The sequence below is a fragment of the Limosilactobacillus alvi genome (genome assembly GCF_016900115.1).
Classification (GTDB): domain Bacteria; phylum Bacillota; class Bacilli; order Lactobacillales; family Lactobacillaceae; genus Limosilactobacillus; species Limosilactobacillus alvi.
In genome coordinates, this window is the sequence record NZ_JACJJQ010000023.1 from 1 (window position 1) to 15,419 (window position 15,419).

Consider the following 15,419-nt stretch of genomic DNA (forward strand, 5'->3'; position numbering starts at 1 on the left):
GAGGATTAACCCTCTTCTTTAATATATCACTTTTTCCTGATTTTTAAATTCTTATTTAGATCAGGTTTGTTTAGTGTACGCTAATTTTCGATAACTTTTCGCTTGACTAATCGTAGGAAAGAGGTTGGGAAAAAAGCTCCTTGACGGCCTGGTTAGGATAAGAAGGACGAAGGTTGATTCATTAGAATCGGCCTTTCGTCCGCACTTATCCACTAAGGCCGTGCTTTTTGACCTTAGTTACTAAGTAACATTCGGAGATGACAAAGAGGGTGGGAAAAAACGAAAAGACCACTAACTTAAAGGTTACAACTGGGCCAAGAGGACATCACCTTCATGATTATCGGCATTATCCTCCATGGCCTTGCATGGGTTTACAAACGACAGAAAACCTGTCTAACTCACCCAACTTAACCTTTATTAGTGGCCTTTTTTCTATTATTTAGTTGATCACACCAGCATAATCGCCGAATGGCCATTGCCTTCCTTGCTATCCGATTCGGTCTGGTATGGTTTCAAAAACGAGATCGTTTTATTCAAAGCACAGGCGCTTAATCGCTTCTGCATAGATATCCATTGTCTTATACATGCTAGCAAGCGGCCATTGTTCGTTCGCTTGGTGCATAAAGTCTGGTACATCTGGCAACATGGCCCCGAAGGCCACACAATTATGCATGGTTCGGGCAAAGGTTGCCCCACCAGAAATCGTTGGTTCAGCGGTTTGATCACCGGTCTTTTCCCGGTAAACGGCCATTAAGGTCTTTACCAAATCACTATCCTTTGGCACAAGCAATGGCGCTAAGTAATCGTAATCTTCATAATGAAGATCAAATTCCTTAACCCGAGCATCGAGTTGCTTGATAATTTGTTCTTTGGAAATTGTTGCTGGCAAGCGTAAGTCAATTTGGAGCCGCGTTTCTTTTTCATTCACATTAAAGGTTGAAATATTAAAGGTTAATTGACCCGATTCATCTTCAATCTTCCCTAAAACATTCTCCCCCGTTGCATCTTCTTTGAAGAGCTCACCAATAAACTTCAAGGGTTTGAAATCAAAAACATCGTTCATTGCAATTAATAAGCGCAAAACTGCATTGGTTCCTTGAGGAGCATTCATAGCGTGAACTGACTTTCCCAAGACTGCAACCTTACTGTCAGTTGCTTCAAATTCAAAGTTGTGCTTTTTAAGTGCCGCAACAACGGCTGCTACCTTTGGCCCCGCGTATTCGGCCTTGGCCGGAACCGCATTAAAAGCATTATCCATCTTTAAGCTAAATTGGTCGGTCCCTGGTCCAACCAAATAAGCCTGAAGGAGGCCCTTTTCAGCATAGATCAATGGGAATTCCGCATCAGGCGCAATCCCAGCATCAATTGGAGATTCTTTTTCGTTATACTTGGCAATTCCGCGCCAAAGAATTTCTTCATCGGTCCCAAAAATGAAACGAATCTTTTGCTTCAAGTGATAACCGGCATCTAGCAAAGCCTTAACGGCATACAAAGCCGCAATCGTTGGTCCCTTATCATCTTGGACGCCTCGACCAATGAGCTTGCCATCCTTAACTATTGGTTGAAAAGGATCGGTATCCCAAGCCGTCAAATCTCCTGCGGGAACGGTATCTAGGTGGCCGATAATCCCGAAGGTTGGCCCAGTTTCTCCAATTTCGGCATAACCATAGTAGCCAGCTGGATCAGTATAAGTCCGAAAACCTAATTGATCACATAAAGCCATCATGTGATCTAAGGCTTGCCGAATACCTGGTCCAAATGGAGCTCCTGGCTCAGCTGGTTGGTTATATGACGGTTGGGCAATTAAGGCTTTTAGGGCTTCAACTGCTGCTATTTTAATCTGATCAGTAATCACTGTTTTTTCAGTCATTTAAGTCGCTCCCTTATAAAATCGCTGAAATTCCTAAAAATAGACAAATGGCAATAAACAAGTACAACATTAATTTAGCAATCCACTTCCACCAAGTACTAATGTTGATATGCGCCACTGCCATCGCTCCCATCACAACCCCGGAAGTTGGGGTGATCAGATTAACCCAACCGGAGCCAGCTTGGTAAGCCGTAATGACCAGGTCACTCGAAACGTGAGCAAAGTGTCCCATTGGCCCAATAATCCCCATCGTTGCAGCTGCAAGTCCGGAGGTTGATGGAATCAAGAAGGACATCAAGATATAGAAGACGAAAGTTAAACAGATAAAGATACTTTGTGATAAATGAGCTAGGCCTAATTCACCCCAGTGGAGAATCGTCCCGGAAATTAAACCATTATTCATAATGACTTGAATTCCCCGGGCAACGGCAACAATGATGGCCACGCTCAAGAAGTCCCCCATTCCACTCATGAAGGCTTCGATGTAGTCACTTTCCTTCATGTGGTAGACAAACATAATAATCACAGACATGAGGAAGAATAACATTGTAATTTCATTGAAGTACCACGTTCCAAGCGCTACCGCGTCTTTCCCAAAAATCGTCCCTAAAACTGGCGTCGTAGTGATCCATGTATTTAAGTGATCAAAGAAGGTAAAATGTTGGTTTAAACTTGACCATGGCACTAAGCCGAGGATCATAATCACAAAGGTTAAGCCAAAGAGCCACAGAACTGCTTTTTGCCGACCCGTAATTGTTGCTTCATCCTCGGTCCGTTCTGGAATTGCAAACCGTTGCAAGTCTTCTTTGCGTTGATGATAAACAAAAGACTTGGTGGGGTCCTTTTCAATCTTTGAAGCATAGTGGTAAACGTAAGCGATACTAATTCCAACAACAATCAACCAGAGAAGCATCCGGGAAAGCAAGCCATTCCCAGGAGAAATGTTTAGGGTCTGCGAAGCAACCCCAGTTGCAAAGGGATTAACCGTTGAGGCTAAACACCCAACTTGTGAACCAATCAAAGCAATGGCAACGGCAACAATTGAATCAAAGCCAACCCCGATCATCACTGGAATTAAGAGCGGGTAAAAAGCAATCGTTTCTTCCGCCATCCCGTAGGTTGAACCCCCTAGGGCAAAGAGCATCATCAAGATTGGAATTAATTGCTTTTCCTTTCCCTTGTATTTACGGACAATTGAACTAATCCCTTCATCAAGGGCGCGGGTTTTATTTACCACTCCTAAAAAGCCACCAATAACTAAGATAAAAAGCGATACCGAAATCGCCCCGTCAGTCTTATCATCGCCGACCATCCCAATCACTGGCGCCATGAAAACATCCCATAACCCTTGCGGATTAGACTTTACGGTTCGATAAGTATGGGCAATAATATTTCCCCCACTATCGGTTGAATATTTTCCCGCTGGAATAATCCAGGACAAAATTGCTACAATTACAATAATAATGAATAAAATCGTAAAGGCTGACGGCATTTTAAACTTATGCTTTTTAACAGTCTTTTCCATCCCAATCCACTCCTTTGTTAAATAATTTACATATTAATTATAATTCTTAATGAAAGCACTTTCAATAAACTGGAGATAGTAATGGAACAGACTAAAAAAGCGACGGAACATTTTCGTGTTCACGTCGCTTTTTAAAACTATTAAAGCACTAATAAGAAAGTTGCTCATGAGGGAAAGCATCCTTAACTAATTCGCCAAGCAACTTAATTGCTGCTTGTTGACTAATCGTGGCCATTTCATCGTTAACCCGAGTTAGATAAGCTGGGATATCCGCTTGAATGCTTGCCTGTCGATCTGCCTGTAATTGCCGATGGCGACACTTAGCAACGACCGTTTGTTCAAAGGCCTCAACTTTTCCAGCGACCGCCTGATAGCGCCGATCGCCAAGGGCAGCTAAGGTATTGGTTAACCAGTACATGTTAGTCGGATCAAATTGCTGGCTTGTTTTTTCGTACGGCGCTGGGGTAGTCAAAACGTTCGCATAAAATGGTACTACCGCATTAAAAGTATTTGGTCCAAAGGCCAGCCAGTGAATCGCAGCTAAGCTTGCTAGAACCTGCGAACGAATTTCAAGGATGTGTAATTCTAAGTTCCGGTTCAAGGCAATTGGCCGGAATTGCTTGCCAGAAGTACCGCCATACGGATCGTAGACCGTATTTTGATAATGCGAACTCAAAGCTTGTTTAATCTCTTCAACGGCAATCAAATGGTTAGGATGGCAACAGAAAGGTTGATCCATTGAAGTGGGGTCAGTCATTGGTGCTCCACCAAAAAGTTTTTGCACATACCAAGTCCGGGGATTGTTATACCGCGCATCCTGCATGGTCGTGCTTCCAAAAATATGACGAAGATTATAACCATTTTGGTCGGGGTTAAGGTGATACTTTTCAATTAAGGCTTGTAAATCTGGACTGGCCATCGTATCGACCGAATTAAAATCAAACGCGGTGATGTTAAACCGGTTTGGCGCAATCACGTAACAATCATCCGGAATGCGAATTGCTGCCCAGTGGTGGCCACCAATCGTTTCAACGTACCATACTTCATTTTGATCACTAAAGGCAATCCCATTTGATTCATAGGTTCCGGCCGTAGCTAATAAGTTGCCTAATTGTTGTACCCCTTCCCGGGCGCTATGAATGTAAGGGAGAATTAAGGTCACAAAATCCTCTTCCCCAATCCCACTTTCTTCGTTGTAGGGATCAATCCCTAGGATTCGGGAATTCGTGGTACTGGTTTCAGTCGCCGTCATCGCTACATTAGCTTCATTAATTCCAGCAGCCCCAAAGACCCCATAAGCGGGATCCGCATCGGGGTCTGAAGTATAGCGAAGGGGATTATCCGGTAAGGTACATTTAAAACTAGTCGTCTTCGAAGCGTATTTGCGCGGCTGTTGATCTGGGGTTACTAAAACAAACCGTTGCGGATTTAAAGCTTGGCCATAGTCTTCTTGGCGGGCAATTATTGTAGACCCATTCAAACTAGCTTTTTTCCCAACTAAAATCGTAGTACATGGCATTAGTAGTTCCTCCTCATCATCACGTTAATTATATCACAAACTAATTTTAATAATTAATTAACTTGTGAAACTTAATGATTTAAGTAATTAATAACTGTTTGACTAAACAGCAGCGGATTTTCCAGATGAACACAGTGACCCCCTGAAAGCTCCTGATGCTGTAATTGAGGGGCAACTGTTTGCATTGCCATCGCAATTCGCTGGAATTTATTATCAGCATCCCCAGTAATCAACAGGCCCGGACAAATTTGGCTTAACTGGGGCCAATAATTAGTTTGCTGACCCGTTCCCATCATCATTAAACTCATTGCTAATCCATACGGGACTTGACTTAGGCGTTCTTGCCGCACCCGGTCCTGAACTATAGCTGGCAGTTTTCGTTGCGTCGCAAATAAGGGTAAGTTCTCCCAATCATTTACAAAGTTTACAAGCGGTTGCGTTAAAATTCGCCTAGCCAGCTGATTATCCTTAACCTGGCGTTCTTGGCGTACCCGATCGTCAGCGATCCCCGGGCGGGAACTTTCTAAAATCACCCGCACGACCTTTGGATCATTCAGGGCCCAAGCCAAGGCAACCCGACCACCCATTGAGTAACCAAGTAAAGTATACTTTGCAATCCTTAAATCGAGCATTAATTTTTTTAAATTTTGAATTACTCTGGGCATGCGATATTCGTCTGGATGAACATAAATTGGACTTTGGCCGTGGCCAATCAAATCGACCCCTAATACATTCCAATTATGGGGCCATGTTAAATTTTGAAAAGTATTTAGTGTGCCCGTAAAGCCATGTAGACAGACCAAAGTTGGGAAAGTTTCATCTTGCCATTGAAGCCATTCAGAATGTAACGCACTAGTCGGCATGATGCTCTGCCATCCTTCCCTGATAATCCTTAACCATCGCTTGCCAGGCTTTAACTGGGGCTTGCTGATCATCTATTATTTCAATTAAATGTTGTCCCGGTTGATTTAATAATTTAACGAATTCAGCTGGTGATTGCGGACGATGGTATTTAAAATCATATAATTCCGCGACTTTCTTAAAGTTAAGATCTTGAGGAGTCCCAAAGAGGGCCGTAAACTCGGCTTGGGGAAGCTGACTTTGGGATAAGAACGCAAAGATCCCACCACCATTATTATTTAACAGGACGACGGTTACTGGTAATTGGTATCGTTTAATCATTGCCAGGCCGTTCATATCATGGAAAAAGGCCAGATCACCAATCAAGAGGGTGGTTGCTCGTTGACTTGCAGTAGTTATCCCAGCAACGGTCGAATTTAGGCCATCAATCCCGTTAACCCCCCGGTTACCATATATCTGCACCGTCTGATCTTCAGCAACCGAAAGACGATCTACCAAGCGAATTGAATTACTGTTGGCAAGAAAAAGATTTTGGCGCTTTAGTTGCTGGCCGAGCAAAGCGGCCACTGCAGAGTGACCCCAAGGCAGTTTTGCCACATGCTCTTGGACAACCGCTTCAGCTAATCTTTGGTAGTTTTGCCATTTTTGCTTCCAGTCATCCTTAATCGGTGTCAAATTTAGATCGTTTATGCCAGCCAAAAAATTGGCAACTGAACTATCAATTAAGTAATTCGCTTGATGAAGTTGATCTTTCATTTGGGACCCATCTTCAACCAAGATTGTTGGGCAGGTTTGCTTAGTCAACCATTGCATAACTGGCTTTGTCACAGGGAGGCGCCCAAAACGTAAGATTACCGCCGGGGTTGGAACTTTGGCTTGAAAAATCAGATCAGCTTGGTGTAAGTAAGCGATGTTTTGCTCATGATCACCTAGGTTGGTTAGCGGGTCCCCAAGTAAGGGCCAATTAAGTTTCGCAGCTAACCGCATCAATAACTGGGCTTCTTGTTTTGAACGTTCTTCACCTACAATTATCAAACCCGGTTGCTCAAAAAGCGCCTTTAACGGGGCAAGCTCAACTTGCCGTTGAGGTGCCAACCTTTGAATCGGCTGCAACTTTTGGGAAGTGATTAAAGTGGGATCTGCTGGTAATAACGGTTCCCGGAACGGCAAATTAATTTGCACTGGCCCCTTTGGCTTTATTAAGGCCTGGCTAGTCGTCGCAAAAGCTTGCCAATGCGCATATGCCAACATTGTCGCACTTGCTTCTGGCAATGCCAATTGAACCATCTTCTTGACGTGGCTTGCATATAAGTTAACCTGGTCCATCGCTTGCGGAGCACCAACTCCTTGTAATTCAGCGGGACGATCAGTAGTTAAAACGATCAGTGGTTGGTTTGTTGCCTCGGCTTCACAGATTGCCGGATAGTAATTAGCAGCGGCGCTCCCCGAGGTGCAAACTAAGGCAACCGGTTGCTGATTAACTTTGGTTAGGCCGAGGCCAAAAAAGGCGGCCGAACGTTCATCAACGTCCAAGTACGTCGTGATTGCTGGATCCCGGTGAAGCATAATCGCCAATGGAGTTGAGCGGGAACCCGGACTAATTACAGCTTGACTAACCCCCGCTTCTTTTAACCCTTGAATAAATGCCAATAAATATTTAGCAAGGTCTATTTGAGTATCCATTGATCACTAATCCCCCTTAACATTGGTTGAAATTTCAACCGGGTTTCCGCGCGCTCTTTTTCTGGTACTGAAGCGGCGACAATCCCGCAACCAGCGTATAAGTAGCCAGCGTTTTGGTGAAAGACGCCTGACCGAAGGCCTACCGCAAATTCACCTTCGTCATGGATCAAGTCTAACCATCCAATCGGGCCACCATACATCCCCCGGCCAACTTCTTCTTCACTTGCAAGCCATGCGATTGCGGTTGCCCGAGGCTCTCCTCCTAAAGCGGGTGTCGGATGGAGTGCTTTCACAACAGATAGAAGCGATTTATTTGGCAGTCGCTTCCCCATAATTGGATGGTAAATATGTTGAATATCATGATTCTTCAAAAGTTGGGCGGGACCAACCTCTACAGTCTGAACAAAAGGCTTAAGCGATTGTTTAATCCGATCGACAACAATTTGATGTTCATACTGATTCTTAGCATCGTTGAGTAGCTGGTTACCGAGTTTGATATCTTCGATCGTCGTCTGCCCGCGTCCAATTGAACCAGCTACACTGGCCGTGGCAAATTTTTCTCCGGTCCCTTGAATCAACCGTTCGGGAGTCGCCCCAATAAAGAAGGTTTCGCCATCTTCGACCAGAAAATGATAAGTGTTTGCTTGCTGATTTATTAGCCGGCCTAAAATCGTTGCTGAATTAAAAGCCTTTTCCCCCGTAACCTTTAATTGGCGGGCCAAAACCACTTTTTTCATTTCCCCAATTTTAATTTGGGCAACACTTCTTTTAACCAAAGCTAACCACTTTGTAACGGCAAGTTCTTCACCCTTAATTGGTTGAGCAACTTCAGTGATTGGCTTTTGTTCCAGGATCACCTTAATTTGTGCTTGTAAATGCTGTAATTGGACCGCTAAATTGGCTTTCGAAATGGTTGTTAGGACAACTTGCGCCTTCTTGGCGGAAAGGATAAATAAAATCTGCGGTAGCATAAAGTAACCATTTTCCAACCGATGCCATACCGAAGTTGGCTGATCCTTTAAATTAAAGGCAAACCCTCCTAATAACCGTGGGGATTGCCCATTAATTGGTGTGAGGTTAAGCCAGTTTGCCCTAAAATTCATTTGAAATGCTTGGATCTTTTCAATACTACAATTGTAAAATTGTTTTAAAGGTAGTAAACCAATCAAGGTTTGTTGTCCATCATTGGTTTGCCAAAAACTTCGTTGTCCTTGATAGGCAGCTGTCTTTTGGAAAAGCTTAAAAGGATCTTGAGGTGAAAGGTCATAAGCATAAGAAACATACTTTCCCCGACTAGCTTGCAGTTGGTCTGGAGTTAATTTAATGATTGAAGTTGGTTCCATTTTCATCGTCCTTTTTGAATAAAAAAGAAGGCAGGAAGAAACCGTCGCTTCTTTCTGCCCTCCCTAAATTAACGATCTATTCTAAGAAATCCTTTAATTGCTTGGACCGTGATGGATGCCGTAGCTTCCGCAAAGCCTTGGCTTCAATTTGCCGGATTCGTTCCCGAGTAACCCCGAAAACTTTACCTACTTCTTCCAAGGTGCGGGTCCGACCATCATCCAACCCAAACCGGAGCCGAAGGACATTTTCTTCCCGGTCAGTTAAAGTGTCCAAGACGTTTTCCAGTTGCTTTTTCATCATTTCATAAGCTGCATGGTCCGCTGGACTAGTGGCATCGTGATCTTCAATGAAATCGCCTAAGTGAGAATCATCTTCTTCACCAATTGGGGTTTCCAAAGAAACCGGTTCTTGAGCAATCTTTAAGATATCGCGAACCTTCTTGGTTGGCATGTCCATTTCAGCCCCAATTTCTTCAGGAAGAGGCTCCCGACCAAGGTCTTGTAGAAGTTGCCGCTGAATCCGGATTAACTTATTGATAGTTTCAACCATGTGAACTGGAATCCGAATCGTCCGCGCTTGGTCAGCAATTGCCCGGGTAATTGCTTGCCGAATCCACCAGGTTGCATAAGTTGAGAACTTAAACCCTTTCCGGTAATCAAACTTTTCAACGGCCTTCATCAGCCCCATATTACCTTCTTGAATTAAGTCAAGAAATTGCATTCCGCGACCAACATACCGCTTAGCAATTGAAACCACTAACCGTAAGTTAGCTTCAGCTAATTCCTGTTTAGCAACTTCGTCTCCCTTTTCAATTCGCAAAGCTAAAGCAACTTCTTCGTCCGCTGTTAAAAGGTTAACCCGCCCAATTTCTTTCAGGTACATCCGCACTGGGTCATTAATCTTAACCCCGGTTGGCGCTGACGTATCTTTATCTTTTAAAGCCTTGTTAGATAATTTTTCAGTTGCCTTTAAGGCACGCGGATCTGGATCACCGTTTTCATCAACAACACTAATCCCAGCATCTTCCACGTTTTGCATTAAATTATCCATTCCGTCAGCGTTCAACCCAAACGGTGTCGCGATTTGATCAGTTAATTCATCATATTCGATCTCTTTTTTTCGCTTATATGTCCGGATTAACTTCCCCACAGCCTTATCATATTCCGCTTGGTTAAAGTTTTCCAGGTTCGAAATTACAAGATCTTTTTTCGTATTTTTTACCATTATTAATTAATCTCCTCCGTCTTCATTGATTGCTGACGTTGATAGAGTTGTACCAACTCGGTTGTAAGACGTACTAATTGGTCGGTATCCCCAATCATACTTGCTTCGTTTATTGCCGCCTGAGTTTCCTCAATCTTTTGAGCCAACGGGAATTCCTGATCCAGAACAAATAGGCAATCCTTCACAACTTGTTGTTTCTCTTCCTCATTCACCAATTGCTTTTCAACCTGACCCAATAACGTTTGCGCTGCCGGCTCTAGTCGATCCATCACCGCTGCAACATCAAACTTTTCTTGATCACTAAAATAATCTTTAATTACTTCATATAAGTGCTGGTAACTAGCCTGTGGAAACCGGAACTCAAGCCGAGCATCAAGTTGGTAACGGATATCTTGATCACTACAATAATATTTTAACAATATTTGTGCTGCACGATCAGTTTTCGAAAGGGGTTGGGTAACCGGTGGCTGATTGCTAATAATTACTTTTTCTGGTGCCGGTGGCGGGTCAAAGCCATGCGGTATTTCACCATTATCTTCAATCGGGGGTGGTGTAACTACTTGAGGTTGCGGCAATTCAGCCAATTGTCGTTCTAAGCTTCCCTGATCAAGGCCAAACTCAGTCGCTAACTTTTTAAGATAAACACTTTGACCAAGGGGATCGGGAATTACACGAATAACTTGTAAAGCAGCTTTTAAATAAGCAATTAAATCACTCTGTTTTTTCAAGTTCAGTCCATTCCGCAGGTAGCTAAGGCGGAAATCAACCGGGGTTTCCTCTCGGTGCTCCATATAGTCCTGAAATTTAATTGCTCCATACTTTTGGACGTATTCGTCCGGGTCCAATCCAGCCGGCAACTGAACAACGCGTAAATTTAAATTTGGAGCCGTATCTTCAACTAACTTAAGGGCCCGGTCAATTGCCGCCTGTCCGGCTTCATCCCCGTCATAGGCAATATTAAGCTGTTTTACCTGGCGAGCAATAATCTGGACCTGTTCGCTGGTAAAACTTGTCCCCATTGAAGCAATTCCCGTTTTAACTCCGGCACCATAAGCAGAAATTACATCCATGAAACCTTCAAACAAGGTTAAATGACCAACTTCTCGGGCGGCCTCCCGGGCTAAATTTAAATTAAAAAGGGTCCGGCGTTTGTTAAAGATGTCTGTTTCCGGACTATTTAAATACTTTGGTGTATTAGCCGATGCCTTTTTTCCAAAAATTCGACCAGAGAAGGCAATAACTTGGCCATGACTGTCCTTAATCGGATACATTACCCGTCCATGGAAACGGTCCCTTAGTTGGCCATCATGCCGTTCAACAAATAAACCTGACTTACGAAGTAATTGATAGTCAAAACCAGCCTTTTGCGCATATTCATGCAATATTTGCTTATCCGCACCTAGATCAGGGGCATAACCAAGCTCAAATTGGTTAATCAAATCAACCGTCATTCCCCGCTGAGTTAAGTACTGCAAAGCAAGTTTACCAGCTGGGGTATTAACTAAGACATGATGATAAAGCTTGGTTGCTTCAGCATGGATCTTTAACAGCTGGGCTTGTTCCGGATTTGCTGGAGTGGCTTGAGGATGTCCTTGGTACTCCTGCGGCAGTTGAAAGTTAGCAAATTTAGCAACCTCCTCAACTGCCTCCGGAAAGCTTAAATGGTGATATTGTTGCAAGAAACTAAAAACATTTCCACTCCGGTGACAAGAAAAGCAATAGAAAAATTGTTTTTCAGGGTTAACCGAAAAGGACGGGGTATTATCTTGATGGAACGGACAATGACCCACCAAATTTTTCCCTTGCTTTTGTAATTGAACATCTTGACCAATTACATCCGCAATATTAACGGCGCTCCGAATCCGATTAATTAACTCCTCTGGGATCTTTGGCATTCAGTAACCCCCCGTTAATGCAACATAGTTACGAAAGGTCGCTCCCGAAATGGAATGCGACCTTTCTTTTAAACACTACCTAATAATACTAGTATACATTTTAACATAAAATAAATAAAACACAAGCAAAGTTAACTTTTTAATTTTACTACTTCACAATCAACTGGTCTAAGTTTCCTAAGCGCCCCGTTAAGTCAGCTAAGGTTACAAGTTGCGCTAATCGGTTATTCTTAATTGTTTCGTCCTTGTCCATAATCATATTTTCATCAAAGTAATTAGTGATGACTGGCTCTAAACTTAACAGTTGTGATAATAAATCAGCCAGACTTAATTGATTAGCTTGGCTTGCTAAGGCAGTCACAGCAGCGTGTAACTTTCCTTCAGATGGATTAACAAACTTATTTTCATCAACCATTGTTGGCAAGTTAGCCGGTGCCTTCTTTGCAATCCGAATTACCCGGGTTAGGGCTTCAATTTGATCCTTGAAACCTTCATCATCTTGGTGTTGTGCCAATAACTTAGCGGCCGCTACGATGTTTACTGGATCGGCAACCTTAGTATCCGTAGCAGCATCAATTACGTCATGCCGAAGTGCTTCATCACTCAGCAATTGTTTTACCCGGTCTAAGAAGAAAGTCCGAACCTGATCGGAATTCTTAGTGTAATCAAAAGTCAGCTTTTGAGCACTAACTGCTTTGGCGGCTGGGCCTTGGAAATTGAGAATTGGTAAGTGCCAGCCTTGAGCAAGTAAAATCCGCATAATGCCGGCTGCTTGCCGCCGTAAAGCATACGGATCATTTGAACCCGATGGGATTAAGCCAACCGCAAAGAAACTATAAATTGAATCTAATTTGTCGGCAATCGCCAAGAGCGCACCTAGCTTACTGGTTGGCAATTCTCCTTCGGCCGAAATTGGCAAGTAGTGTTCCCGAATTGCTTGGGCAACAGTTGCCTTTTCGCCAGCCAAGTTAGCGTAAATTTCACCCATTACCCCTTGCAATTCGGCAAATTCACCGACCATTTGGGTTGTTAAGTCAAACTTGTAAATTTCACTGGCTCGCTTAAGGTCAGCTAATTCGTTTGCCGTAAAACCAAGCTTTTGACCGAGAATTTGGGCTAAGGCACCAGTCCGGGCCATCTTTTGGGCCATTGAACTAATTTGGTCATGGAAGCTAACTTTTTGGAGCCGTTCTACATATTGATCAATACTAATCTTTTGATCTTCTTCATAGAAGAACTTAGCATCTTCAAGTCGCGGTACTAAGACCCGTTCGTTCCCTTTAATCACATTGTCAAGGTGTTCTGCATTCCCATTGCGAACCGAAATAAAGTGCGGTAGTAACTTACCTTCATGATCGCGAACACAGAAGAACCGCTGATTGTCGCGCATGGAAGTAATTAGAACTTCCTCGGGAAGAACGAGGTATTTTTCATCAAAAGCTCCGGCAAAAGCGGTTGGCCATTCAACTAAGTTGTTGACCTCTTCCAAAAGATCAAGATCTTCATCAAGGACCCAGTTATTAGCCGCAACTAACTTTTGAATTTGTTCTTGAATCAAGGCCTTCCGCTTAGCTTGGTCAGCAATAACAAAGTCAGCCTTGAGGGTAGCTTCATAATCGGTTGCAGTCTTCAATTCAACGTCATGGCCTAAGAAGCGATGACCTCGGGTTTGCCGTCCTGCTTTAACATCCAAGATTGAAAATGGCACCACTTCATCATCCAAGAGGGATACTAACCAGCGAATTGGGCGGATAAATTGTAAATTGTGCCGACCCCACTTCATTAAAGTTGGGAAGTTCATGGCAGTAATTACGTCTGGTAAAGCCGTTAAGACTTCTGCAACCGGCTTCCCGCTAACATGTTTATTTACAAAAACATATTCAACGCCCTTAACTGCTTTAAATTCAATGTCGTCGACCGTGACACCTTGCCCGCGGGTAAAGCCTTGAGCGGCCTTGGTCCAATTACCATCAGCGTCTTGGGCAATCTTCTTTGCGGGACCTTTTACTTCTTCATCAATATCTGGTTGCTTGTCAGCCAAGCCAGAAATCAAAAGGGCTAACCGCCGGGGAGTAGCGAATTCCTTGATTGTATCAAAATCAATTCGTTCTTCCTTTAGAAAATCGGCAACCCGCCGGTGCAATTGCGCAATACTTTTCGTTACCACGTGAGCTGGCATTTCTTCAACGCCAACTTCTAATAAATATGAATGCGTCATTACTTTTCCCCTTTCTTTGCTCGTTTAGCTGCTCGAGCAGCTGCCTTCTCGGCTGCTTTGGTATACTTTGCAACCACTGCTTGCCGTTCCTTTTCATCATGAATTAATGGGAAGCCTAACTTCCGCCGTTCTTCAACAAAGGCCTTAGCAATCATTTTGGCCATAATCCGAATCCGATGAAGATAGCCAGCCCGTTCCGTAACGGAAACCGCTCCTCTAGCATCTAACAGGTTGAAGGTGTGGCTACACTTCAAAACATAGTCGTAGGCAGGGTGAATCAAACCGAGCTTAATCAAGCGTTTGGCTTCACTTTCAAAATTGTCAAAGTCCTTTAAGAGCATTTCTTGGTTGCTTTCTTCAAAAGCATACTTAGAGTGTTCATATTCTGGTTCCTTAAAGATATCACCATAAAGGACGCCGTCCGACCATTCCAAATCATAAACGGAATTAACGTTTTGAATGTATTCAGCTAACCGTTCCAAACCATAGGTAACTTCGGCAGCTACTGGATCCATTTGCAGTTCTCCAACCACTTGGAAGTAGGTAAACTGGGTAACTTCCATTCCATCAAGCCAAACTTCCCAACCGACACCAGCACAACCCATTGAGGGGTTTTCCCAGTTGTCTTCAACAAAACGAATATCGTGTTCCAATGGTTCAATACCGAGTTGCCGCAAACTCCCAAGGTAAAGTTCTTGGATGTTGTCTGGCGATGGCTTCATTAAAACTTGGAATTGGTGGTGTTGATATAACCGGTTAGGATTTTCACCGTACCGCCCATCAGCAGGCCGCCGGGATGGTTCAACATAAGCAGCGTTCCATGGTTCTGGTCCGATTGCCCGTAAGAAGGTATACGGGCTCATCGTCCCTGCCCCCTTCTCGTTATCATACGCTTGCATCAACATACATCCTTGATCCGCCCAATATTTTTCCAAGGTGAAAATAATTTCTTGGACCGTCATTTTTTTGGCCATGCTGTTTCTCCTTTCAGATCCTGTTGGTGAAAATTTAAAAATCCCTGTAGCTACGGTTAACCCATAACTACAGGGACGATTACTCGCGGTTCCACCCTGTTTTTTTGCTTAAATGCAAAACAACTTAATTTCATGATTGCTCCGGGTGCTCCGAAAATTGTGTAGGCTTCCACCATTTCCTACTCGCTAAAGTAATTTTCTTTTTCCCATCATCGCCAACAGTTATTTAAATTATACGATGTTAATAGTACCCGTGTCCGGCTGGAAAGTCAATTCTTCCCGGAATATAAAACGGTTTCAGAGTTA

The 15,419-nt window shown here is 43.5% G+C and carries 10 protein-coding genes; all 10 read right to left on the minus strand.

Translation table 11 applies throughout. The annotated features are described in order from the left end of the window. Nucleotides 1-529: 529 nt before the first annotated feature. The 10 genes from H5993_RS05775 to glyQ all read right to left on the minus strand — a co-directional run bounded on the left by H5993_RS05775 (nucleotide 530) and on the right by glyQ (nucleotide 15,113). Nucleotides 530-1,870, minus strand: coding sequence for a M20 family metallopeptidase (locus H5993_RS05775; RefSeq protein ID WP_204776594.1), 1,341 nt, complete (start codon nucleotides 1,868-1,870; stop codon nucleotides 530-532). 13 nt (nucleotides 1,871-1,883) lie between these two features. Then, nucleotides 1,884-3,395 carry a YfcC family protein gene (locus H5993_RS05780; protein WP_239458000.1) on the minus strand — a complete coding sequence of 504 codons (1,512 nt, stop codon included), beginning with the start codon at nucleotides 3,393-3,395 and terminating at the stop codon, nucleotides 1,884-1,886. Between the two features lie 148 nt (nucleotides 3,396-3,543). Further along, nucleotides 3,544-4,914 carry a C69 family dipeptidase gene (locus tag H5993_RS05785; protein ID WP_204776595.1) on the minus strand — a complete coding sequence of 457 codons (1,371 nt, stop codon included), beginning with the start codon at nucleotides 4,912-4,914 and terminating at the stop codon, nucleotides 3,544-3,546. Nucleotides 4,915-4,985: 71 nt separating this feature from the next. After that, nucleotides 4,986-5,777, minus strand: a complete 792-nt coding sequence (menH, locus tag H5993_RS05790) for a 2-succinyl-6-hydroxy-2,4-cyclohexadiene-1-carboxylate synthase (RefSeq protein WP_204776596.1) — start codon at nucleotides 5,775-5,777, stop codon at nucleotides 4,986-4,988. Further along, nucleotides 5,767-7,458, minus strand: a complete 1,692-nt coding sequence (menD, locus tag H5993_RS05795; RefSeq protein ID WP_204776597.1) for a 2-succinyl-5-enolpyruvyl-6-hydroxy-3-cyclohexene-1-carboxylic-acid synthase — start codon at nucleotides 7,456-7,458, stop codon at nucleotides 5,767-5,769. The genes menH and menD overlap by 11 nt, the downstream gene beginning before the upstream one ends. Then, nucleotides 7,443-8,801, minus strand: a complete 1,359-nt coding sequence (locus H5993_RS05800) for an isochorismate synthase (protein WP_204776598.1) — start codon at nucleotides 8,799-8,801, stop codon at nucleotides 7,443-7,445. Before H5993_RS05800 ends, menD begins: the two co-directional genes overlap by 16 nt. A 76-nt stretch (nucleotides 8,802-8,877) precedes the next feature. After that, on the minus strand, nucleotides 8,878-10,026 hold the full coding sequence (rpoD, locus tag H5993_RS05805; RefSeq protein ID WP_180869726.1) for an RNA polymerase sigma factor RpoD: 1,149 nt from the start codon (nucleotides 10,024-10,026) through the stop codon (nucleotides 8,878-8,880). 2 nt (nucleotides 10,027-10,028) lie between these two features. Then, a complete protein-coding gene (dnaG, locus tag H5993_RS05810) occupies nucleotides 10,029-11,921 on the minus strand; it encodes a DNA primase (protein ID WP_204776599.1) in 1,893 nt (630 codons plus the stop codon). A gap of 148 nt (nucleotides 11,922-12,069) precedes the next feature. Then, nucleotides 12,070-14,139, minus strand: a complete 2,070-nt coding sequence (glyS, locus tag H5993_RS05815; RefSeq protein ID WP_204776600.1) for a glycine--tRNA ligase subunit beta — start codon at nucleotides 14,137-14,139, stop codon at nucleotides 12,070-12,072. After that, entirely contained in the window at nucleotides 14,139-15,113 is a 975-nt protein-coding gene (gene glyQ, locus H5993_RS05820) for a glycine--tRNA ligase subunit alpha (protein WP_204776601.1), read from the minus strand. The genes glyS and glyQ overlap by 1 nt, the downstream gene beginning before the upstream one ends. Nucleotides 15,114-15,419 lie beyond the last annotated feature (306 nt).